Origin of the sequence: Mesorhizobium sp. M0408, assembly GCF_040321495.1 — a bacterium.
Lineage (GTDB): Bacteria > Pseudomonadota > Alphaproteobacteria > Rhizobiales > Rhizobiaceae > Mesorhizobium.
This window is the reverse complement of the sequence record NZ_JAMYRO010000012.1, coordinates 49625-72800: the sequence shown is the minus strand read 5'-3', so window position 1 is coordinate 72800 and position 23176 is coordinate 49625. Positions and strand designations below refer to the sequence as shown.

Genomic DNA, 23176 nt, shown 5'->3' with positions numbered 1-23176 from the left:
GCGACGGATGAGGGGTGCTCCAGCTTGGCATCGACCGAGCTCCGTCCAACACCCCTCAACCGTCTCGGCGCTCCGCGCCGATCCACCTTCTCCCACAAGGGGAGAAGGAAAGACGCGCCACGGCCGCAAACTGCCGACAATCCGGGCGAGGGGGCATTTGCCCAAATTCGATAGCTCCGCCACATGGGGCAGCCAAAATGGCGCCTAGCTTCGGCATCGCCTTTGGCGGCGGCGGGGCGCGTGGGCTGGCGCATATCCATGTCATCGAGGCGCTGGACGAGCTGGGCATAAGGCCGGCAGCAATCGCCGGCTCGTCGATCGGCGCCATCATGGGCGCCGGCATGGCTTCGGGCATGACCGGCAAGGACATCCACGACTATACGCGCTCGATCCTCGGCCGCCGCGCCGAAGTGGCGACGCGCATGTGGCGGGCGCGGCCCGGCACTTTTGCCGAAGCGTTGCAGGGCGGCTTGCGGGTCAGCCAGTTCAATGTCGAGCGCATCCTCAAGGCGTTCCTGCCCGACGCCATTCCCGAAACCTTCGCCGAATTGAAGATACCGCTGAAGGTGACGGCAACGGACTTTTATGGCCACCAGCTCGCCGTGTTCGACGAAGGCGAGCTGCATTCGGCGCTGGCCGCTTCGGCGGCGATCCCGGCGGTGTTCCGTCCGGTGATGCGTGACGGCAGGCTGCTGATCGACGGCGGCATCTACAATCCCGTGCCGTTCGACCTGATCGAGCTCGACGCCGACATCATCATCGCCGTCGACGTGGTCGGCGCGCCAACCGAGGCCGGCCGCAAATTTCCGACCTCCGTCGACCTGATGTTCGGCGCCACGCAGCTGATGATGCAGTCGATCATCGCCAGCAAGCTGAACCAGAGCCGGCCCGACATATTGATCAGGCCGGCGGTGTCGAAATACCGGGTGCTCGATTTCATGAAGGTCGAGGCGCTGATGGCCGAGACGGTGGCGATCAAGGACGAGCTGAAGCGCGAGATCGAGAAGGCGGTCGAGGCCCGCGCCAAGGCCGAAGCCAGCAAGCGCACGAACCGTCTCGGCGGATAACCGTAATCAAGCGTCCGGCGTCAGCGCCCGCTGGACCATGAGCGTATCCTTCGTAAGTGGCGCGGATCAGCTCGCGATTGGCGCCCGTCTCAGCCCCACTTCATCTCGCCGGTGGCAACCTTGGAGCCGATGTCGAGCGCGACGCCCATGCCGAGGCCGGGGAAGCGGGCTTCCATGGCGCTCTTCAGTGCGGCCGCGTCCTTGGCCTTGGCCAGTTCTTCCTCGAAGGCGATGAGATAGGTCTTGGTGTGCTCGACGCCTGAAAGGTCCGTAGCGGCCTCAGGCGTCATGTGCCCGGGCACGACGATTGCCGGCTTGCGCGCCGCGATCTTTTCGAGATTGGCGAGCCAGGCGGCGCGCAGTTCTCTGGTCGGCGTGTCGGCGGTCCAGACATGCACGCCGGCAAAGATCATCACCCCGCCGAACACCGCATTCAGCGACGGCACGAAGAGATAGCGCCGGTTGGCGAGGCCTTCCGCGCCGACGATCTCGATGCTCTCGCCATCGACGCTGAGCGTCTGGCCGTCGAACGCTTCGGGGATGACGATGTCGGCCAGCGCCTGCGGGCCATTCTCCTTCAGCTGCGGCCCCCAGACGGCGAGCTTCTTTTCGACATTGCCGTTGATGGCGGCCACCGTCTCGGCCGCGGCGATCACCCGTGCCTGCGGGAACGCCTGCTTGATCGGCTTGAGGCCGAAATAATAGTCCGGGTCGGACTGGCTGACATAGATGGTGGTGAGCGTCTTGCCGGTCGCCTTGATCGCCTCGGCCACGGCCCGGCCGTCGGGGTAAGTGAAACCGCCATCGATCAGCACGGCTTCGGCGGCGCCGGAGACCAGCACCGGGGCGCGGAAGAAGCCGTTTTGCCCGGCGGGGAAATGTTTCCAGGAAAGCCCGCCGGCCGCATGGCCAAGCCCGGCGGGAGCAAAGACCGCGGCAGCGCCGGCGGCGAGGGTGGTTTTCATGATGGCTCTCCGTGTGAACATGGATGTCTCCTGGGAATGCGGAACTCGGCGGCGCGCAGCCTCGATGCCCGCAAGATGGCAAAAGCGGAATGCGTATTGAAGGCCGACAAAATAGACGTAATGTATGCCATTGCCTGACAATGAGACTGCCTCTGCCATGAGCGAAGCATGAACCTGAACCGGCTGGCCTATTTCGCGGCGGTGGTCGATGCCGGCTCGTTCACGCGGGCCGCCGAGCGGCTGGGCATCACCAAGGCGGTGGTCAGCCAGCAGGTGGCGCGGCTGGAGCGCGATGTCGGAACGACGCTGCTGATCCGCACGACGCGGCGCGTCCATCCGACCGAGGCCGGCCGAACGTTCCATGCCCGCTGCCTGCAGGTCCTGCAGCAGGCCGAGGATGCATTCGACGAGCTCGCGCAGGCCACCGCCGAGCCGACTGGCACGCTGCGCATCGCCGCGTCCAACGACTACGGCACATCGGCGGTGGTGCCGGTGGTCGCCGCCTTCAGCGCGCGCTATCCCGCCTGCCGGGTGGAGTTGACGCTGGGCGACGAGACGATCGACCTGGTTTCCGGCCACATCGACGTGGCCATCCGCGTCGGCTGGCTGGCCGACTCCAGCCTGCAGGCCCGGCGCATCGGCACCTTCCAACAATTCATGGTATGCGGCGCCGGCTTTGCAGGCCGGTTCACCGCCGGCGAACCGCAAGACCTCGCCGGGCTGCCCTTCGTCGCCAACATGGCGCTGCGCGAACCGCTGCTATGGCAATTTTCGCGCGGCGATGACGAGCAGCAGGCCGTGCGCATGCAGGCAACGATCGCCATCGACGCAACGCCGGCAGTGCTGGCAGCGGTCCGCGCCGGCGCCGGCCTGTCGGTGCTGCCGGACTTTTTGGTGCGGGACGAACTGGCCGCCGGGCGGCTGGTGCAGATCCTGCCCGAGTGGCGGCTGCCCTCCGGCGGCATCTACACAGTCTACCCCGCCGCCCGCTTCCGCCCGCCCAAGGTGACGAGGTTTGTCGAGATGCTGATCGCGGCCGAGCAGAAGCTGGAGGCAGGCGGGCGGGGGCGGGGACGATAGCTTGGGCGAGGCCGCTGTTGGTCGGACGCTTGCGAGCCTGACACGCCAAGGCCGAAGCTGCGATCTCCCCCCTTGAGGGGGAGATGGCCGGCAGGCCAGAGGGGGTCGGTTCGACCGGGCGCGGCCTCCCTCTTGCGTCGGTAGGGGTTGGCGCATTACGCGAGACGACCCCCTCTGCCCTGCCGGGCATCTCCCCCTCAAGGGGGGAGATTGGCTCATTACGACTTTCCCGCCGCATACTCCAGCGCCACCACGCCGTTGCCGAATTGCGTGGCCGAGATCAGCTCGAGCGGCAATTGTGCGCCAGGCGGGAACAGCAGCTTGCCCTGGCCAACGGCACCTGGGTAGCTGAGCAGCCTGATGCGGTCGACCAGGCCGTGGCGCAGCAATTCCTGCGCGACGCTGAGGCTGCCATGCACATAGATGTTGCCACCGCTGCCTTGCTTCAGCCCTCTGACCGCTTCCGGCAACGCGCCCTGCAGCAGCTCGGCCGGCTGCCAGTCGAGCGCCTGCAAGCTGGTCGAGGCGACATATTTCGGCAGTGCGTTGAAGCGGTCGGCGAAGTCTCCGGTCTCCTTGGGCCACGAGCCGGCAAAAATCTCATAGGTCGTGCGCCCCAACAGCATGGCGCCGCTGTCGGCAAGCTCGTCGTCCTTGAACTTTTGCATCTCATCGTTCCAGGCCACGCTCGGCAGCTTCTCGACTTCGGCAATGCCATCGACGCTGATGAATTCGGTGATGATGAGTTTTCTCATGGCGGGTTCCTTTCTGGCAGGGCCGAATGGCGCGGGCTTATGCGACATGCGCCGTCAACTAGCGCGGCGCTGTTTCAGGGGGAGGGTTTTCCCTGTTCGCTTCCAAAGACCGATACCGTGGGAAAAGCTTCTCCGACCTGCCCGTCGTTCGGTCATGCCACAAGGTCCGCATCGGGGGCCGGTCTTTTTTTTGCCTGTCCCCGATTGGATCTGGGTCGTAGTCACGGGCTGGCTACAGGTGGGCAATTCCGGCTTTCAGCAGTCCTTCGCGGACGTGCTGCACATCAGACTCCTGGGCAAAGTGCAGGGTGGCGATGAATGACTCGAGGTCGAATTGGGGATCGAGCGTTCTGATCTTGCCTAGATGCGCCGCGGCCGCGATTTCGTCGCCGAGCCAGCCGTAGCAGGCAGCGGCGAAAGCGTGCTGAGCCGCGTCCATGGTTGACAGATGCATGAAAGCTTCGATCGCCTCGCCATACTGGCGCGCGGCGAAATGCGCCTTTCCCAGATGGCTCCAGAACCTCTCCGGGTGGTGCGGGTTCAACTGCATTGCCTTGCGGATCCATTCAATTCCCTCTTCCGGCCTCCCCAGCCACGTCAATAACTCGCCTTGCTGCACCACCACGAGGTCGTAATTGGGATTGAGGGCCAGCGCCCGCTCTTGATGGTAGCGCGCTGTGGTCAGCTCATTGTTGTTCACGTTCACTGCCGCGAGAATGCGGTGGACATCGGCATCGTTGTTGTCCAGCGCCAGCGCCCTGTCCAGCGCCGCCATGATGTTGTTCCAGATGGCATCCCTGTCTTCGCACCAGTTATGGACCCAGGCCTGGCCAAGAATGCAGGCCCGCCAGGCATGGGCATGGGCATAATCGGCGTCGAGCGTGACGGCCCTTTCTATCAAGGTTTGCGCGCGTTCATTATCCGCAATCGTGCTTCGGTGATGCAGCACCTTGGCAGCAAGCACACATTCATACGCGGCCATGTTTGCAGGTTTCGCCCGCGCGAGCTGGTCCCGCTGAGCCGCCTCGACACGACCGGGCAGCGTGGCTGCGATCGCCGCGGTCACCTCATCCTGAATCGCGAATATGTCGTCCAGCTTCCGGTCATACTTGTCTGCCCAAATATGAGCGTCATTCGCCGTGTCGATGAGCTGAACCGTCACGCGCACCCTGTCGCCGATCTTGCGGACGCTTCCCTCCACCAGGTATTGGACGGTGAGTTTCTCGGCCACCTCGCGCACATTCACGGCGCGGTTCTTGTAGACGAAGCTGGAATTGCGCGAGATGACGAACAGCTCATGGTGGCGGGACAGTTCGGTGATGATGTCCTCGGTCAGTCCGTCCGCGAAAAATTCCTGCTCGGGGTCGCCGCTCATGTTGGTGAATGGCAGCACCACTATCGAAGGTTTCGAGATGGATCGCTTTGCCTCGACTTCCGGCAGGACAGAACTATCAAACCCAACGCGATAGAGGCGAACCGGGCGGCTGATGTTCTTTAACGTCTTCTCGCCCAGGTCCTCCATGGCAATTTCGAGACGGTCGGCAATTTGGGTCGCCACCGCTGCGGTCACGCAGATACCGCCGACGTCGGCGAGTTGCTCGATGCGCGAGGCAATATTGACGCCGTCGCCGAAAATATCCTCATCGTCGAAAATGATGTCGCCGAGATTTATGCCGATCCTGAATTCGATACGCCGTTCTTGCGGCACATCCGAATTGCGCCGTTTCATGCGCTGTTGGATTTCCACGGCGCATTTCACGGCATCGGTCACGCTCTGGAACTCAACGAGCATGCCGTCTCCGGTGGTCTTGATGATCCGGCCCTTGTTCTTCGCGATGGCGGGATCGACCAGTTCTATGCGATGGGTCCGAAGGCGTGCGAGCGTGCCGGATTCGTCGGCCTCCATTAGCCGACTGTAGCCCGCCATATCGGCAGCCAGAATTGCGGCTAGTCTCTGTTCCATCGCTTGAACCAAAAACCAAGCTTATCCTTCCAGAGCTGCCAAATCCAGCAATTTGGGCTTGTGGCTGAATCAAGACGTCTTCTACCGCAGCAGCAAGAAAGGGCGGATCAGAACCTTCCGCCTTCCGCCAGGTGGCTGCGAACTCGCATCAATCGCGGGAGGGATCCGCGCGGCGTCAAGCTCGTCGAGGCGATATATTCAGCAGCGCGTTGAACCGGTCGGCAAAATCTCCGGTCTCCTCAGGCCACGAGCCGGCAAAGATCTCATAGGTCGTTCGCCCCAAAAGCATGGCGCCGCTGTCGGCAAGCTCGTCCTTCTTGAACCTGTTCATTTCATCGTTCCAGGTCACGCTGGGCAGCTTCTCGACCTCGGCGATGCCATCGACGCTGATGAATTCGGTGATGATGAGTTTGGCATGGCGGGCTCCTTATGGTGGAGGCGGACGGCGCTGGCTCAGCTATACGCGAGAGAAGAAATATCGGCTAGGACCTCGGCAGAATCCAAAACAGGCAGGTTAGCTAAGCTGATAGTATAACGGATTGACAGGACGCCCGGAGGAAGCTGAAAATTCTGTGGTAGGCTCGGAAATTCCTCATCGACTTCGAAAATTTGCACATCCCTGATGTGAAACCGTACAAGGTCGGGCGAGCGGCGCATTTCATCGGACCAGTTCAGTGCGTTCAGCCGCGTCATGAAACCGTCGATGGCGGCTGCGTCGCGGCGAATATCGTCAATCACAGCGTCGATAAGAGTGGCGAGCGACTTCGCACCAGCCGTAGACTCCTCTAACTGGACCGAGGCGAAAAGAAGCCTGCGGCCTTCGGGTGCGATCAGCTGGTCCACTCGCGAAATTTCGTGCTCATGACGACTGCGAGTTGTCGCTTTGACCTCCATGTGGACTTGGTCGCTGACGAAGTCGTGACGTTCTTTGTCAGGCCCGCTCCAGAGGTAGACTGCATCAGACCCGAGCGCCGGAAGCCACACTACCTGCAGCATCAGAAGTTCACCCACTAAGCCAATCTGCTCTCTGTGAGACATCGGCTGACGGAGCGGTCTCCATGCGGATTGCCAGCTGCGCACAATCGATATAGCGACAGCCCAGGGGTCGCGGCCCTCCCCATGAATAGCCTCGATGACTTGGCCGCAGAGGGCGGCGAACATAGCTTCATGCGCCGCAGGCGACTGCAGGTCGAGGCATTCCGTTTCCCCTAGGCGGGCTTGGCGCAGTCGAAGGCCGTTGTAATCCGGTGGCAGTTCGCGGTTGGGTGCACCAGCTACAGGGGCCAGCAGATGGAGCGCACCAGCGGCGTCGACCGCCAGTTCCAAGCCAGTCTCCTCATCGTAGTGTGTGACTGTCGTGGTTGGGCTTAATTCTTCCCCGGGAGGCCTCCGGGCACGCAGATCCCGCCAAGCTGCGATCAGGGCTTCGCTGTTCACCCGACCACACCCCGATTGACGATAGCGTTCGATCGACCATCCGACGTCTGCGGCAGGCTAAGCGCGATAGCAATAACCGCGTCGACACCCGGTGCCTCCAACGGCGCCGGGTTTAGTGGGTAGAGGAGCAGCAGTCCCTGAGTGGCCGGTCGAGCGGCACGCATGGCTTCGGCGTCAAAGTTACCAGATGCACGGCGGAAGGCGTCGGCCCCCCCCACCAGATCGACACCTTCGTGACGAGGGTCAATGAGGATTCCGATACTCTCGGCACTGTTTCGTGATCGCGTCACTAGGCGGCTGGAGACACCTCCGATTTCAACAGACGCACCATCATGTGCCCCGGTCAAAAACAGGGACCACTCAGTCAACTCACCTTCGGCCACGCGCCGCATGATCCAGTCGGCGATGTCGTCGCCCCTGAGAGCGACGGTGTCCGGATGCGTCTGATAGGCCCTAAGGAAGTCGCATACGATCTCTGGCGACAGGTCTCGGAAAATCCAGCCGCCGGACAGTTCACGGCCTGGAGCTGCCATCGCGACGAGTCGGTCCGCCAGGAGGCGATTGGCCTGCAGACGCACCGGATCCCTGAGCGGAAGGATGACCGTCTGGGGATGCTCGCCCGACCAAGACTCCCGAAGCGTCTCTGCCATGCCAGACTTGTTGCGTGCTGTTAGGAGGAGGCCGCTGTGAGCCCGGAGCCGGATCGCCATCTCCGAAGGCCGCCGGCCCGCGCGATAGAGTGACTGCAGACTATCTCTTAGGGACTGCTCGACGAGCGCCAACTCCGTGAACCAATGGGCGATGCCGTCTGTCGTCCAAATACGAATTAGGTCCTCATAGTCCGTGCGGAAACCATACCAGCGGGCCATCTGCAGCAGAGTGTCGGCCATAGTGGCCGTGCGAAGGAAATACGAGATCGTTAGCCCTTCCAGGGTAAGACCTCGAGACAGGCGGTTACCGCCAACCGCTACAACGTGGCGATCTGGCCGCATATCATACTCTAGGTTCTCGCCGGTGGCGCTGTTGAGCTCGACTACATCGACGCGCCTTAGCACCTCGAGCGCCGCTGCGGCGACTTCTTCCGGACTAGCCGGCAGTTCAACACCTCGAAAACAAAGATCAAGTTGCTCGCGGAATAAATCATTGAGGTCCTGCCCTTGGCGCAGGGCCTCAAGCCAGAGAGTCTGCTGACAACGTATTGCCTCCGCTACGCGCTCCTGATCCCGGACGCGAGAACTCACATGAACGAGCATGGTATGAGGCTCGCCGGCCAAGCCGGTCCGGTGCTCGCGGACCGCCCCTGCCAGACAGAAGGCGATCAACGCGTCGGCAAGCGAGTCCGGCAAAAGTACCTGCTGGGGGCCGGCAACCACCGGAGCGGCTGACCGACGTCGCGCCGCTCGCTTCAGTTCACTGACGTCTTCGTCTTCAACGCGGCGAAAGACGTCCCGCCCCTGCGCACTAACGCCGAATAATTCTTCGGTCCCCGTATAGCCTTCGGGCCTGGGCAGCTGCAGCGCAAAGTCCCTCGGGAACAGGTCGTCGCCTACCCGTCGGTCGGTTGCGGATGGGTCGATAAGGATGTTGGCGAAAGGCGTGGCTGTGTAGGCCACATAGGCCGCCTTGGTCGCACGACCGAGGAGTGAGCGGATCAATGAGTTAGTGGGCGTGGGTCCGTCGCGACTTCGTGCCGGCTCCTCCTCTTCGTCATCCATCGACGGGTCCGGCGCGCGATTGCTGCGGGTATTAATCGATGCCTGATCGGCCTCGTCATCAATCAGAAGCATGGGTAGGGCGTCGAGCAAGGGTCCCGCCGTCTTTAGCCACGCATCCAGGCGCTCGAGAACAGGGACGATCTTCTTGGCAACGATTAAGAAGACGCCAGGTTGTACAAGGAAATCGACACCCGGGTCTCTGAAATCTTCGGTCTCGCCTGTGAGTACCGTCCAAGCCGGCCCACCACTCTCCCCCTGACCGACCAGCTCACGCTCGAGCCGAGCTTGAGTCTGGTTGCGAAGGGCGTCGTGTATGCCAGAAAGGACAATGATCAGGCGATAGCCCGCGTCGACGGCGCGTGCCGAAAGGGCGGTATAGTTGGCCGTTTTGCCGCTCTGGACGTAACCGACGACCAGACCGCGTCCCTGAAAGGGCTCCGGCTTTCGAGGGTCGGGCAGGTGGCGCAGCACCCGCGCAGATTCTGAAGCCAGGCTCGCCAGCGGTTCCGCCAGCCACCGGCCTCCCGCCCTTAGACGACGCTCCAGGCGACCCCATGCGCCCTCTGGCGCGGGTGGGAGATCGTCTGTCCAGCTAGGGGTGGACGGTCGGAGCTCTCTGAGCCGCACCGTAGTCATACCCCGGCAGCACCTTCGATAAGCGCTTGCTGAACGTCAACTTGGTCAAGCTCTTCAAGGAAGGCAGCTAGGGCCGCCGTGGCCTCGGGGTTCGACTCAACGGCACGAGCGAGTTCGACCAACGCCGAGCTGGTCGAACTGACTTGCAGGACGCGGTCGCCATTGAAGCCGTCGGAGATCTTCCAGGCGAACTTGGCCGTGGTCACCGGACGAATGGTGATTGGCGAAACGGAAGGCGGCTGGGGCGCTGGATCAGAGAGGCCGGGGTTGATCGAACCGCCCTGAGTGTCGCCAGGAGACTGAGGCGCCGTCGAGGTTGGATCAACCGCGCGCAGCCCTTGCGTAGGCGTAGGCACAGGCGGAGCCGGCTTAGGTGAGGATCTGCGACCATATTTGGCGAAACTTGCCTTGCGAACAGGTTCGGCTAGCGACTTGATCTGCTCCTGAAGATAGCCCGGGAGCGACACCTCCTGCTTAGAAATATTGATCTGGAAGGCCTCGTCGAGCAGCTTGTCAAACTCGACTATGACACGGGCTAGCTTTGTCTTCTCTTCGTTGGTCTTCCAGATGCCATGCCAGCCCCCCCATTTGATGAGTCGATCGTTGCGATAGATGAAAAGACCCTGGGTCTCATTACGACGCCCGCCATAGCCGATGCGATCGATGGCCTTCTGGCCGGCTGCCAGTCCGATCGAGGAATGATGGTCCTTCAACTCATCCTCCGTCGGAAGAAGGAAGGGCTGTACTCGGACATCTGCATGTCCAATCTCAAGTGGTACGCGAATGACTTTGGAGTCGAACGGTTGCGCCAGCGGGTGGCCTGCTGGGCCATTCTGCTCAATTGGAATTTCGTTGATGCGGATCGTGAGCTGAGGACGTCCCTTGGCCTCTCCTTCTAGAAACCTATGAAAGACCAGTTCCAGGTGCCGTGTCAGTTCCTGAATCTCCGCCACGTGGGGCGAAACGCCTTTGGCCGAGGGCGCAGATAGTGGCATCTTCATGTGCTTCCACAGAACCGCCGTGCCTTTCTGAGGTATTTTTGTAGCATCATCTTCCCACGGCTCCAGTGGGGCTTCGATGACCGAAAAATCCGCCATATCCTGCTTGTCCCAGCCAAGGTGGATAAGGGGCTGGCCCGCCTGCTTCGTGACCACAGTCACGGCTCGGGCCTGCGACCAGGACGCTCCCTTCAGGCCATAGCCGTACTTGCCAAGACTCCGAACACCGTAGGTGGTGTCACTGCCGATACGCAACGCTTCGTCAAGCGTTTGCGCATCCATGCCAGTGCCGTTGTCGCGGATAACCATCCAGCGACCGTGGCCATTGTTAGGAGGATCGAAGGTGATATCGATCTCGGTGGCACCGGCCTCGATTGAATTGTCGATGATGTCGGCAACGGCCGTCGGAAGTCGATGGCCTGCATCACCGAGCATGCCGACGAGGCGTTCGGCATTCGGCGGCAGTTTCCGTCTGCCGTTCGACGACTGGATGGCATCAAGCGACGTCGGATTCGAGGTGTCGGTCATGGCGGAGGGATCCCAGCTGACAGAGAGCGTGAACATGTCGGGTCGAGCGACGGAAAGAAGACGGCGAACTCGCACGCTCTCCTCCGGCTCGAGTGCAATCATTCCGGCCCGCAATAGACCTGAGGTCGAGCCGTCGGCAAGGACAGTCTGGGCGGTCAGATCATCCTTTGAAAACACGACCCAGGCACCGGTCGCGGGGAAGGAACTAGCTTCGATCTGCATCGCAAAAAGACAGCCGGGTTCCACGAAGTCGTAAAGTTCATCGGTAGGGCAATTGCCTTCGAAGCGCCAGTTCTTGGCCTGGCGCTTCAGTGAATGATCGAAGGTTTGAGGACCATCATCGGTGTCGTAACGAAGAAGCAGCGGTATGCGATCGTAATCGTTAGCTGCGGGAAAGACGCGATCAACCACGTCCCTATCGAAGTTGATCGCTCTTTGTCGTGATCCCTCGCGGCCACTGCGGCGATAGGCGTGGAACATGCCTAGCTCGCTGTGCTGTAGCACCCTCAGGATAAGAAAGTTCATTTAGCCCCCCGCCGATACTGCCAGCGATTCACCCCTCAGCCCACCATAGGCGATTGAATGCGATTTTCACAATCCTCGGCCACGTTGCTTCGACCGCGCGGTCGAATGCGACAGCCGACGAGTTCGACATGAGATCAAGACTTGCTGTTCTGCCTTCAATTCTCTCTGACACACCTGCGTCACCAGTTTTCGAATCAACGCCGTGTCGGAGGGCATACTCGACAGAAATGATCACCTGTGTGGATTTGCGCAGTTGTGTTGACGAGGCGAGGTTAACGGCCGACTTTGCGCTTCGGGAGCCGAATCGATGAGCCAAACCGCGTACAAATGCTGACACCTCCGAAAAATGTGTGTCTGTCCGAGACAGTTCGTCATGTGCGCGGGTGCAGGATGTCGCCTTTAATTGCGCGATTTGTCTGTGAGTATCTGAATTGTGCGGGAAATGGCTTCGACCATCGCCCTAGCGGTAACGCACATAGGGAGCGCAGTTCTTGAATCGAGTGGCGGACGCCTCAGTCTTGACGCGCATCGAACGTCTCCAAAGTGGAGGTCGGCCCCGCGTATTGGACCTGTTTTCAGGCTGTGGGGGCCTGTCTCTAGGATTCCACGCAGAGGGCTTCGAGATTGCGGCGGCGGTAGAGTTCGATCCAGCGGCCGCAGCCTCGCATGGGGCCAATTTCCATCCCGGCGATCCGCGGCATGCACGTCCGCGCGACATTACAAAGCTGAGGCCAGAAGGTTTGGCGGATGAATTGGACTTGGGCCAAGTCGACGCCGCAGTCGACGTCCTCGTCGGCGGCCCGCCGTGCCAGGCTTTCGCGCGGGTAGGACGCCCTAAGTTGCGCGAGGTCGCCGAGCACCCTGAGGCATTCCGGCTGGACACTCGAGCTCGTCTCTATCTCGACTACCTAAAGTTCGTGCAGGCTTTCCGTCCTCTTGCCCTGGTGATGGAGAATGTCCCGGATGTTCTGAACCATGGCGGTCAAAACGTGGGGGAGGAGACTCGAGAATTCCTGGAGTCGATCGGCTACGCAACACGCTATACTTTGCTAAACGCCGCCTTCTATGGCGTCCCGCAGATGCGCGAGCGGATGATCCTGATCGCGGTTCGGCACGAGCTAGGCGTTGATGTCTCGTTTCCTTCGCCGACGCATTTCATGCAGCTTCCCTCTGGCTATGCAGGAAGTCGCCAAGTGGCGCTCAAATTGCTGAAGGGCAATTTGCTTGGCAATGCTCAGGGATACGTGGCGGCCGAGCCGCCGAATAAAAATCTGACGCCGGCGGTGACCGCCGCGGAGGCACTCGGGGATCTTCCAGTCATCACCGAACATCTTCGGGGCGAACTCCGGCGGGGAGTGCGACGCTTCGATCGTGTGGCGATGTATCCAACTTTGTCACCGACGGACTATGCCCGCCTTATGCGGGAATGGCCTGATTTCGAGAATAACACAGGCGTTCTGGACCACGTGATTCGGTATCTGCCGCGCGACTGGAAGCTGTTCGCGCGGCTGAGGCCCGGCGACCAGTATCCCGAGGCGCACGCCGTGGCCGTCAGAATGTTCGAAGAGGCCTTGGCAAAGCTGAAGTCTGAGAACGGCTCTGCTCCTCGTAGGGACTCAGCCGCGTGGGAAGCGCTCAGAGCATCGATCGTGCCACCCTACGACACTGGTAAGTTTCCGAACAAGTGGCGCAAGATGGAGCCAAATCTGCCAGCGCGGACTTTGATGGCGCACTTGGGCAAGGACAGCTACAGCCACATACATTATGATAGCACTCAGGCGCGGACCATTTCCGTCCGAGAGGCGGCCCGGCTGCAGTCCTTCCCCGACGGTTTCGTATTTCGCGGCGCAATGAACGCCGCCTTTCGGCAGATCGGTAATGCGGTGCCGCCCCTTCTGGCGCGGGCCGTGGCAAGAGAAATCGCTGAGATTTTCGCAAAAGTGGCAGGCCAGGGCCGGCGGCACTTGAGCCGCTTTGCCACTGCCTGACATCCGATGGCAAGGCGTCAGGCCACGCGCGCCGACCCGCTTACGTCAGAGCAGCGCCGCCTCAACATGTCGCGGATTCGGGCGCGCGATACAGGCCCCGAGATGGTCATCCGGCGTGGTCTGCATGCGCTCGGCCTTCGGTACCGACTGCATGATCGACGTCTGCCTGGCACACCAGATCTCGTTTTTCCCGGAGCTCGAGCCATCGTCTTCGTGAACGGCTGCTTCTGGCATGGCCACGAGTGCTCACTTGGCGTTACGCCGCGATCGAATGCTGCTTTCTGGTCAGAGAAGATCGCACGCACCCAAGCTAGAGATCGGGAAGCGTTTCAGAAGCTGGAAAGTGAAGGCTGGCGATTGGCGGTCGTTTGGGAATGTGCGCTTAGAGGACCCGTTCGCCGACCGGTGGAGTCGGTTCTGGACGATCTTGCGACATTCCTGTGCTCAGACGCGGAGCGAGGGCGGCTTGACATTAGTGGTGAATAGACCGGAGCAGCAGGCACGACCTAATCCCACCGCCCCTTGCCATCCCCCACGCCTTCCCCTAATCTCTCTCTGAGAAAACCTTTTCCCAAATCGACCTGCACCCGCTGATCTCACCATTCAGCACCTCGCAGGCCCACAAGAGAAAAGCTTTTCTCAATGGGAGGATCGATATCCGAATCATGGCGTCCGACGTCCAGCCAACGCCCGCCAAGCAGCCGGTCACCCTGCGTGAGGTGGCGGCGCTTGCCGGCGTCAGCGTTGCCACCGCCTCGAAAGCGCTGAACGGGCAGGGGCGGATGACCGCCGAGACGCGGACCCGGATTCGCGAGACGGCGCAGCGGCTTGGCTTTCGCCCGAACAGCCTGGCGCAGAGCCTGCTCAGGCGGCGCTCCTTTACCGTCGGGCTTTTGACCAACGACACCTACGGCCGCTTTTCGCTGCCGCTGATGGCCGGCGTTTCCGATGCGCTGGTCGATGCCGGCGTCTCGGTGTTCCTGTGCAATGTCGAGGACGACCCGCGCCTTGCCCAGCTGCATGTCGATGCCATGCTCGACAAGCGCGTCGATGGCATCATCGCCACCGGCAAGCGCATCGACCGCCATCTGCCGGTCGATCTCGCCAATCTCGGCATTCCGGCGATCTATGCCTTTACCGAGCCCGATCCCGGCTCCATCGCTTTCGTGTCCGACGATGCCGGCGGCGCGCGGCTGGCGGTCGAGCATTTTTGCCGGCTCGGGCGTAAGCGCATCGCCCATGTCACCGGGCCGACGAGCTTTGCCGTGGTGCATGCCCGCGCCGAGGCCTATCGCGCGGTGCTGGCCGAGAACGGCCTGCCGGTCATGGAGCCGCTGCTCGGCCCGTGGTCGGAGGCCTGGGGGCACGAGGCGGTCAAGAAGCTGTTCGACGGTGAGGGTTTCGACGGCACGCGCGAAAAGCCCGATGCGGTGTTTTGCGGCAACGACCAGATCGCGCGCGGCGTCATCGACGCCTTGCGCGAGCGCGGTATCGGCGTGCCGGACGAGGTCGGCGTCATCGGCTTCGACAATTGGCAGATCGTCGCCGAGGCGACCCGGCCGCCGCTGACCTCGGTCGACATGAACCTTTCAGCACTTGGCCGCGAGGCCGGCCTTGCATTGCTTTCGCTCGTCGGCGGCGAACCCGCTCTGCCGGGCATTAGAAAACTGCCGTGCCGGCTGGTGGTGCGTCAGTCATGCGGCCGTCCGCCGGACGGCTGAACGAAACGGGCCGTGTCGATAGTCACCCGCTTGGGGGCGCGGCTAAATTAAAACGCTAAATTAAAACCATGTGGAGGAGAAGCATGAGAACCACCATTACCGGGCTCGCCATCGCCGCGAGCATTTTGGGCACGCTGGCAACAGTCGGCTCGGCCGCCGCCGACACCGCCAACATCTGGGTGCGCGCCGACGGCTCGAACTTCATGCCGCGCGTCGTCGATGCCTTCAACAAGGGGCATCAGAACCAGATCAAGCTCGACATCATCCCCAACGCCGAAATCATTCCGAAATACGGTGCCGCCGCCGCCGGCGGCACGGCGCCCGACGCGCTGTCGCTCGACCTGATCTACACGCCGTCCTTCGCTGCCGCCGGCCAGCTCGAAGACATCACCGACTGGGCGAAATCGCTGCCTTATTTCGCCAGCCTGTCGCCGGCGCATGTCAAGACCGGCACCTATAAGGGCCGCATCTACGGGCTGCCGTTCTCGGCTGATAGCTCGGTGCTGATCTGGAACAAGAAGCTGTTCAAGCAGGCCGGCCTCGACCCGGAAAAGGGCCCGACCAACTGGGCCGAGATCGAAGCCGACGCCGAAAAGGTCAACGCGCTCGGCGGCGACATCAAGGGCTTCTACTTCTCCGGCAATTGCGGCGGCTGCAACATCTTCACCTTCACGCCGCTGATCTGGGCCTCGGGCGGCGACATCCTGACCGAGGACGGCTCCAAGGCGACGCTGGACACGCCGCAGATGCGCGGCGCCATCGACCTCTACCGTTCGATGGTCAAGAAGGATCTGGTGCCATCAGGCGCACAGACCGACACCGGCTCCAACTTCTTTGCCGCCTTCGCCACCGGCAATATCGGCATCTCGCCGTCCGGCGCCTTCGCCATCGGCGCGCTTAACACGCAATACCCGGACATCGATTACGGCATCACCTTCCTGCCCGGCAAGGATGGCGGCTGGTCGTCGTTTGCCGGCGGCGACAATTTCGTCGTCACCAAGGGCACCACCAAGGTCGCGGTGGTGAAGGAGTTCCTCGACTTTGCCTATTCGCTCGAGGGCCAGACCATTTTGGCGAAATACGGCAGCCTGCCGGTGCGCGGCGACATCGCCAAGGATGCGCTCAAGGACCTCGACCCGCGCTACCAGACCGCCGCCGAAGCCATGGCCAAGGGCCGCACGCCCTATTCGGTGGTGTTCAATGACCTGATCAACTCGGCCAACGGTCCGTGGAACCAGATGATGAACGAGGTCTTCTTCGGTGAAGACGTCGACGGCGCCGTCGCCAATGCGCAGGAGACGATGCAGTCGATCATCGATTCGGCGCCGCAGAAGTAAAGCGCCGGCGCCCACCTCCCCCTCGAGGGGAGGTCGGACCGAAGGTCCGGGTGGGGTCGTTGCGGCAGTGCTCGACGTTTCTGTCGGCGCACTTCGCAGACGACGCCACCCCCGCAGCCCCTTAACCTCCCCCTTGAGGGGAGGTCGGACCGCAGGTCCGGGTGGGGTCATCGCGGCAGTGCTCGACGCTCTTTTGATGTCGGCGCGCTTCGCGGAGGACCCCACCCCCGGCCTTCGGCCGGACCCTCCCCTCAAGGGGGAGGGGGACGTAGCGCTAACGGAAGACCACGGCATGACCACCATTACAGCAACTACCGCCGCGCCAGCGCGCGCATACAAACTGGTCGGCGCCGGCCGCCGGCAGTGGATCGGCCTGCTCTATGTCGCGCCGGCCGTCGCGCTTGTCGTCGTCTTCTTCATCGTGCCGCTTTGCATGACCGCCTGGATGTCGCTGCACAACTGGCCGCTGATGGGCGCGCATAGCTTCATCGGCCTCGACAATTACTGGGCGATCCTGCGCGACACCCGCTTCTGGAACGCGCTGAAGTTCACCGGCTACTACACGGTGGTGGTCACGATCGCGATCTTCGCCGTCGCCTTTCCGCTGGCACTGTTCATCGAAAGGCCGCGGCAGCTGACCGGCTTCTACCGGACGTCCTTCTTCATGCCGGCGGTCATCGGTTTCGCCTCGGCCAGCCTTTTGTGGTCGTGGCTGCTCAATGTCGATTCCGGCCTGTTCAGCCCGGCCGCCTTCGAGCTTGGCCTGACCGAGAAGAAATTCAACCTGCTGGCGACGTTCCAGCCGGCCTTCTGGTCGATCATCGCCATGGTCGTGTGGAAGGTGGCGGGCTTCACCATGATCATCTTGATGACCGGCCTGCAATCGATCCCGCCTGACCTGCAGGAGGCGGCGATGATCGACGGGGCAGGGCCATTCGCGCGGTTCCGGGCGATTACCTTGCCCTTGATGCGCCGCACGCTGGCGCTGGCGCTGATCCTGTCGGTTGCCGGCTCGATCCTCGCCTTCGACCAGTTCTACATCATCCTGCGCGGCGGCCCGCGCAACCAGACGCTGACCGCCGTCTACTGGATCTTCAACCAGTCCTTCGTATCGTTCAAGCTCGGCTATGGCGCAGCACTTTCGATGGTCCTGCTGGTCATCCTGGTGGCGCTCAGCCTGATCCAGCTGCGGCTGCTGCGCAATCCGGAAGGGGTCGACTGATGGCGCAGGCAAGGAGCCGCAAACGCCGCATCGGCATGCAGATCGCCGAGCACTCGACCGGCATCATCGCGTCCATACTGTTCCTGGCGCCGATCGCCTGGACGGTGCTTTCGGCCTTCAAGCCGGCGCAGGAGGCGCGCCAGCCGCCGCTGCCGCCGTGGCCGACCAGCGGCATCTCGCTCGAGAACTACGCCACGCTCAACACCTTCGGCGATGGCCTCTGGCTGCCGGCGCAAAACAGCATCTATGTCTCTGTAATGACGGTGGTGCTGTCGGTGATCGTCAGCGTGCTCGCCGGCTACGGTTTCTCGCGCTTCCGCTTTCCGCTGAAGAACCTGCTCTTCGTCGTCATCCTGTCGACGATCATGATCCCGTTCCAGTCGATCCTGACGCCGATCTTCCTGGTGCTGACAAAAATCGGCCTGCACAACACGCTGACCGGGCTGGTCTGCGTCTACGTCACGCTGCAGCTGCCGTTCTCGATCTTCATGATGCGCAACGCCTTCGACGCGGTGCCGCGCGAGATCGAGGAGGCCGCGCGCATGGACGGCGCCAACAACGTCACCATGCTGCTGAGGGTGATGCTGCCGCTGGTCTGGCCGGGCATCGTCACCATCGCGCTGTTTGCCTTCCTCGGCGCCTGGAATGAGTTTTTGGCGGCCCTCGTGCTGATGACCGACCAGTCCAAATTCACGCTGCCGATCATGATGACCGCACTCCAGTCCGGCCGCTTCGGCGCCATCGACTGGGGCGCCGTGCAGGCCGGCGTCACCGTGATGATGGTGCCGTGCCTGGTGCTCTTCCTGCTGCTGCAGCGCTTCTACATCCGCGGCCTGATGGCAGGGGCCGTGAAGTGACCAATCGAACCGAACCGGAGTAAATTGATGACCGCATCGCAATCCGCCAGTCAGGGCGTCAAGCCGAAACTCGCCTTCCGCCCGCTGCCCGTGCCGCAGGTCGATGTGCGCGGCTTCTGGGGCGACCGCGTCGATGCCGTCGCCTCGAAGACCGCCGGCATCCTCTATGACCGCTGCGTCGAGGCGCGCATGCTCGAGCAGATCGACCCGGACCGGCCATCGCCCGGCGTCGTCATTCCGTTCCACTCACCCTCGCCGGACGAGGCGGCGACCGCCGGCAACGAGTTCACCGGATCGACGGTGACGACGCAGATGTTCTGGGACTCGGATTGGGGCAAGACCATCGAGACCGCCGCCTACTCGCTCTACCGTCGCCGCAACGACGAGCTGGAGAAGAAGATCGACGCCGTCATCGACATGTACGGCAAGCTGCAGCAGCCCGACGGCTATCTGTCGAGCTGGTACCAGCGCATCCAGCCCGGCCTGCGCTGGACCAATCTGCGCGATTGCCACGAGCTCTATTGCGCCGGCCACCTGATCGAAGGCGCGGTCGCCTATTACCAGGCCACGGGAAAACGCAAGCTGCTCGACATCATGTGCCGCTATGTCGATCACATCGCCGAGACGTTCGGTCCCGAGCCCGGCAAGAAGAAGGGCTATTGCGGCCATGAGGAGATCGAGCTGGCGCTGGTCAAGCTGGCACGGGTGACGGGCGAGCGCAAATACATGGAGCTTGCCAAATATTTCATCGATCAGCGGGGACAGCAGCCGCATTATTTCGACGAGGAGGCGCGCGCCCGCGGCGCCGACCCCAGGGCCTATCATTTCAAGACTTACGAATACAACCAGTCGCACAAGCCGGTGCGCGAGCAGGACAAGGTCGTCGGCCATGCGGTGCGGGCGATGTATCTCTATTCGGGGATGGCGGATATCGCCACCGAATACGGCGACGACACGCTGCGGGTGGCGCTCGACCGGCTGTGGGACGACCTCATGACCAAGAACCTCTACGTCACCGGCGGCCTCGGGCCGTCGTCGCACAATGAGGGTTTCACCGCCGATTACGACCTGCCCAACGACACCGCCTATGCCGAAACCTGTGCTTCGGTCGGCCTGGTGTTCTGGGCAAGCCGCATGCTCGGCATGGGCCCCAATGCGCGCTACGCCGACATCATGGAGTGGGCGCTCTACAACGGCTCGATCTCCGGCCTGTCGCTCGACGGCTCGCTGTTCTTCTACGAAAATCCGCTCGAAAGCCGCGGCGCCCACCACCGCTGGAAATGGCACCGCTGCCCGTGCTGCCCGCCCAATGTCGGGCGCATGGTCGCCTCGATCGGCAGCTATTTCTACGGCCTGTCGGACGACGCACTCGCCGTCCATCTCTATGGAAACGGCACGGCTCGTTTCGATATCGCGGACCGGCAAATAGAGCTCACCCAGACCAGTAACTATCCATGGGACGGCGCGGTCTCGATCTCTGTCGAACCGGAAGCTCCGACCGAGTTCACTTTGCACCTGCGCTTGCCGGCCTGGTGCCGCAAGGCAGCGCTCAAGGTCAACGGCGCCGATGTCGATCTGGCTGCCATCAGCAGCGACGGCTATGCCGCGATCCGCCGCGAATGGCGCAAGGGCGACCGGGTCGAGCTCGACCTCGAAATGGCCGTCGACCGCCTCTACGCCAATCCGCAGGTGCGGCAGGATATCGGCCGTGTCGCACTGGCGCGCGGCCCGCTGATCTATTGCGTCGAGGAGACCGACAATTCCAGCCAGCTGCACCGCATCGCTCTGCCGCGCACGGCCGACATCGAGGCGCATCAGCAGCCGAACCTTCTGGGCGGCGTCGTGACACTTTCGGCGATTGCCAAAAAGGAGGCTTTCGAAAACTGGGAAGAGGGGCTCTACCGCACCGAACCGCCGGCGGTCGAGGACGCGAAAATCACCGCCGTGCCGTATTTCGCCTGGGACAACCGCGACCCCGGCGAGATGCTGGTCTGGCTCAGGGACGAATGAAGCCCGATCGCAGCGCCCGACCGATCTCCTCGGCCACAAGTTTCCTGCAACTGCCAGAGATTGCGGTCGCGGATGCCGCAGGCGTCGAGATGGCGAATGGTCTCGAACAGATATTCGGCGCCCGAACCCCAATGGCCGACGGCCGTGGCCAGGGTCGCCGCTATCGCTCGCTTTTCGAGCTTGCCGGCATAGCGCGGATTGGCGGGATCGACAACGAAACCAAGCGCTTGGCCCGTGCCGTCGCCCGTCCTGACCTGCAGCCAGCGCGGCACGTTGACGGCCGGCAGGATGGTCATCTCACGTCGCAGCAACGTTTCGAGATTGGCCCCCACTGGCTCGGCGATCTCGAATACCATGCCCTGACACTGGCCGCCGCGGTCGAGGGCCATCATCAGGCCGGGCTGCTCGATGGTGCCCCTGAAGCGCTGCACCGTAAAACAGAACGAACGATGCCAGCCCGTCGCCACGGCCCGTTCGCCACCCCTGACCTCGCCGGCCGGCTTCCACAGCAGCGAGCCATAGGCGAACAGCTTCACCGGCCCGCCCGGCGCGCCGGCCAGCACCTCGTCGCGAATGCGCGCGTAATCGGCATCGGTCATGTAGACCATGCCCGGCGTCGGCCCGGCATCCTCGACCGCACGCAAGGTGCGGGCGACCAGCGCCTCGGTCAGCGCCATCGGTGTCTTGCGCGGCGAACGCCGTGATGCGGCGGAAATGACCTTGCTCATCCTCATGCTCTCAGCCTTGCCGCCATGTTGCCGAAGGCTGGAGGATTCTCAAGGGCCGAGTACACCGGCGCGGATCAGCATCCGAACTGTCATGTACAACAGCTTGACTGGATTCGACGAAATACCCAGCGGGCTTAAGCGCGTCGACTGAACCCATTTCAGCGCGACGCGCTTCAGTGCGGAGGCTGATCTGGCCGGCCGCCACCGCCGTCAAGCAGCCGGTCGAATGTTCTGGTTCACCCGGAAGAGGTTGTTTGGGTCGTATTTCTTCTTCAGCGTAGCCAGGCGCTCATAGTTGTCGCCATAAGCCGCCTTGAGCCTTGCATCGCCCTCGTCATCCATCATGAAGTTCAGGTAGGCGCCGCCCAGATCGAACGGATGCACGGCCTCCCAGTAGGCCTTGGTCCAGCGCGTCACCGGCCCCGCTTTCTGTGGGTCCGGATCGATCCCGGCGATGACCATCGACCAGGTCGCATCACGGTAATTCCAGGGTGTCTCGTCTTTGCCGACGCGATGGACCGCACCATCGATCGGGTAGAGGTGCATGAGCGATAGCTCGCTCGGCGTCTTCGCCGCCTGCGCGAGATGGGCGTCGATCGCCTCGTCGGACAGCGTCTTGACGAAATCGCCCCGCCAGTACCACTGCATTCCCTTCGGGTAGAGCCCATCGAACATGCTCTGCACCGCGGGATAGGGCATCGTTCCCATCCAGTTGAACCAGGGCGCGGGCAGCGCATCGAGCAGCGGGGCCAGCGCCTCTCTGCCCTTTTCCTCCGGGCCGTTGTAGCAGCACATCAGCAGACACATCCGCTTTCCCCAAAACTCTTCCGGGAAGGGTGCGCTCGAGAGGACGGTCTTGAGCCCGAGAAAGATCCCGAGTTCTTCGGGCGCGTTCGGCAGGAACTCGCGATAATGCTGCATGATGGTGCGGGCGTGGCGCTGATCCCATGCGATCGGCCCCGCAAAGACCATGCTGACCTGGTGGAGCTTGAACACAAAGCTGGTGACGATGCCGAAATTGCCGCCGCCGCCGCGAAGCGCCCAGAACAGGTTGGGGTTCCGCTCCTTGCTGGCGGTGACGAAGCTTCCATCGGCAAGCACGACATCGGCCTCGATCAGATTATCGATGGTCAGGCCATATTTGCGCGTCAGATAGCCATGGCCGCCGCTCAGCGTCAGTCCGGCGACCCCGGTGGTCGAGATGATGCCCGCCGGTACGGCCAGGCCAAAGGCATGGGTGGCATGGTCGAGGTCGCCCTGAGTACAGCCCGGGCCTACCCGCGCCGTGCGGGCATCCGGATCGACGCGCACGCCGTTCATCGCCGACAGGTCGATCACCAGACCGTCGTCGCAGCTCCCCAATCCTGGTCCGTTATGGCCGCCGCCACGTACCGCAACCAGCAAATTGTTGTCGCGGCCGAAATTCACCGCTGTGATTACGTCGGCGACGTCGACACAGCGGGCGATGATCAGCGGCCGCTTGTCGATCATGCCGTTGTAGAGCTTGCGGGCCTCGTCATAGCGGGCGTCGCCGGCGTGGATGACTTCGCCTCGCAGGCTTGCTGCGAATTTGGTGATGTCTTCATCGTTCATGACATTCCTCCCTATTATTGGACCTGTCGGCCGGTCGATGAAACGCTAGTC

General features: G+C 62.5%; 18 protein-coding genes. 9 read left to right on the top strand and 9 right to left on the bottom strand.

What is annotated here, in order from left to right; genetic code table 11:
- Window positions 1-197 precede the first annotated feature (197 nt).
- Window positions 198-1067 carry a patatin-like phospholipase family protein gene (locus NKI67_RS15995; protein WP_352645941.1) on the top strand — a complete coding sequence of 290 codons (870 nt, stop codon included), beginning with the start codon at window positions 198-200 and terminating at the stop codon, window positions 1065-1067.
- 89 nt (window positions 1068-1156) lie between these two features.
- Here NKI67_RS15995 and NKI67_RS15990 read toward each other — a convergent pair whose 3' ends face one another.
- Window positions 1157-2053 (bottom strand): MBL fold metallo-hydrolase, encoded by an 897-nt coding sequence (locus tag NKI67_RS15990; RefSeq protein ID WP_352645939.1) that lies wholly within the window; start codon window positions 2051-2053, stop codon window positions 1157-1159.
- A gap of 147 nt (window positions 2054-2200) precedes the next feature.
- Here NKI67_RS15990 and NKI67_RS15985 point away from each other — a divergent pair, with 147 nt between their 5' ends.
- Window positions 2201-3112 (top strand): LysR family transcriptional regulator, encoded by a 912-nt coding sequence (locus NKI67_RS15985; protein ID WP_352645938.1) that lies wholly within the window; start codon window positions 2201-2203, stop codon window positions 3110-3112.
- A 218-nt stretch (window positions 3113-3330) separates the two neighbouring features.
- On the opposite strand, the gene NKI67_RS15980 is transcribed toward NKI67_RS15985, so the two are convergent.
- From NKI67_RS15980 to NKI67_RS15955, 6 genes are all read right to left on the bottom strand, one after another.
- Window positions 3331-3867, bottom strand: a complete 537-nt coding sequence (locus NKI67_RS15980; protein ID WP_352636569.1) for a dihydrofolate reductase family protein — start codon at window positions 3865-3867, stop codon at window positions 3331-3333.
- A 232-nt stretch (window positions 3868-4099) separates the two neighbouring features.
- Window positions 4100-5830, bottom strand: a complete 1731-nt coding sequence (locus tag NKI67_RS15975; protein ID WP_352645935.1) for an adenylate/guanylate cyclase domain-containing protein — start codon at window positions 5828-5830, stop codon at window positions 4100-4102.
- 175 nt (window positions 5831-6005) lie between these two features.
- Window positions 6006-6188 (bottom strand): dihydrofolate reductase family protein, encoded by a 183-nt coding sequence (locus NKI67_RS15970; RefSeq protein WP_352646021.1) that lies wholly within the window; start codon window positions 6186-6188, stop codon window positions 6006-6008.
- A 95-nt stretch (window positions 6189-6283) separates the two neighbouring features.
- Window positions 6284-7267, bottom strand: a complete 984-nt coding sequence (locus NKI67_RS15965; protein ID WP_352645934.1) for a PD-(D/E)XK motif protein — start codon at window positions 7265-7267, stop codon at window positions 6284-6286.
- Window positions 7264-9453 (bottom strand): Z1 domain-containing protein, encoded by a 2190-nt coding sequence (locus NKI67_RS15960; RefSeq protein ID WP_352645932.1) that lies wholly within the window; start codon window positions 9451-9453, stop codon window positions 7264-7266. Before NKI67_RS15960 ends, NKI67_RS15965 begins: the two co-directional genes overlap by 4 nt.
- Window positions 9454-9614: 161 nt before the next feature.
- Window positions 9615-11624, bottom strand: a complete 2010-nt coding sequence (locus NKI67_RS15955; protein WP_352645930.1) for an ATP-binding protein — start codon at window positions 11622-11624, stop codon at window positions 9615-9617.
- A 545-nt stretch (window positions 11625-12169) separates the two neighbouring features.
- Here NKI67_RS15955 and NKI67_RS15950 point away from each other — a divergent pair.
- The 7 genes from NKI67_RS15950 to NKI67_RS15920 all read left to right on the top strand — a co-directional run bounded on the left by NKI67_RS15950 (window position 12170) and on the right by NKI67_RS15920 (window position 20804).
- Window positions 12170-13657 carry a DNA cytosine methyltransferase gene (locus tag NKI67_RS15950; RefSeq protein ID WP_352646019.1) on the top strand — a complete coding sequence of 496 codons (1488 nt, stop codon included), beginning with the start codon at window positions 12170-12172 and terminating at the stop codon, window positions 13655-13657.
- Window positions 13658-13663: 6 nt separating this feature from the next.
- Complete coding sequence (locus tag NKI67_RS15945) at window positions 13664-14143, top strand: very short patch repair endonuclease (RefSeq protein WP_352645928.1); 480 nt, start codon at window positions 13664-13666, stop codon at window positions 14141-14143.
- Between the two features lie 179 nt (window positions 14144-14322).
- Window positions 14323-15378 carry a LacI family DNA-binding transcriptional regulator gene (locus NKI67_RS15940; protein WP_352645926.1) on the top strand — a complete coding sequence of 352 codons (1056 nt, stop codon included), beginning with the start codon at window positions 14323-14325 and terminating at the stop codon, window positions 15376-15378.
- 83 nt (window positions 15379-15461) lie between these two features.
- Window positions 15462-16715 (top strand): ABC transporter substrate-binding protein, encoded by a 1254-nt coding sequence (locus NKI67_RS15935; protein ID WP_352645924.1) that lies wholly within the window; start codon window positions 15462-15464, stop codon window positions 16713-16715.
- Window positions 16716-17007: 292 nt separating this feature from the next.
- Entirely contained in the window at window positions 17008-17937 is a 930-nt protein-coding gene (locus NKI67_RS15930) for a carbohydrate ABC transporter permease (protein WP_352452309.1), read from the top strand.
- Window positions 17937-18794 (top strand): carbohydrate ABC transporter permease, encoded by an 858-nt coding sequence (locus NKI67_RS15925; protein WP_254817449.1) that lies wholly within the window; start codon window positions 17937-17939, stop codon window positions 18792-18794. Before NKI67_RS15930 ends, NKI67_RS15925 begins: the two co-directional genes overlap by 1 nt.
- A 27-nt stretch (window positions 18795-18821) precedes the next feature.
- The gene (locus NKI67_RS15920; RefSeq protein ID WP_352645921.1) at window positions 18822-20804 is read left to right on the top strand and encodes a glycoside hydrolase family 127 protein; all 1983 of its coding nucleotides are present in this window, start codon (window positions 18822-18824) and stop codon (window positions 20802-20804) included.
- Here NKI67_RS15920 and NKI67_RS15915 read toward each other — a convergent pair.
- Both NKI67_RS15915 and NKI67_RS15910 read right to left on the bottom strand, forming a co-directional pair.
- Window positions 20693-21532 (bottom strand): gamma-glutamylcyclotransferase, encoded by an 840-nt coding sequence (locus NKI67_RS15915; RefSeq protein WP_352645919.1) that lies wholly within the window; start codon window positions 21530-21532, stop codon window positions 20693-20695. The genes NKI67_RS15920 and NKI67_RS15915 overlap by 112 nt on opposite strands.
- A gap of 210 nt (window positions 21533-21742) precedes the next feature.
- Window positions 21743-23125 carry an FAD-binding oxidoreductase gene (locus NKI67_RS15910; RefSeq protein ID WP_352569790.1) on the bottom strand — a complete coding sequence of 461 codons (1383 nt, stop codon included), beginning with the start codon at window positions 23123-23125 and terminating at the stop codon, window positions 21743-21745.
- Window positions 23126-23176: the final 51 nt, after the last annotated feature.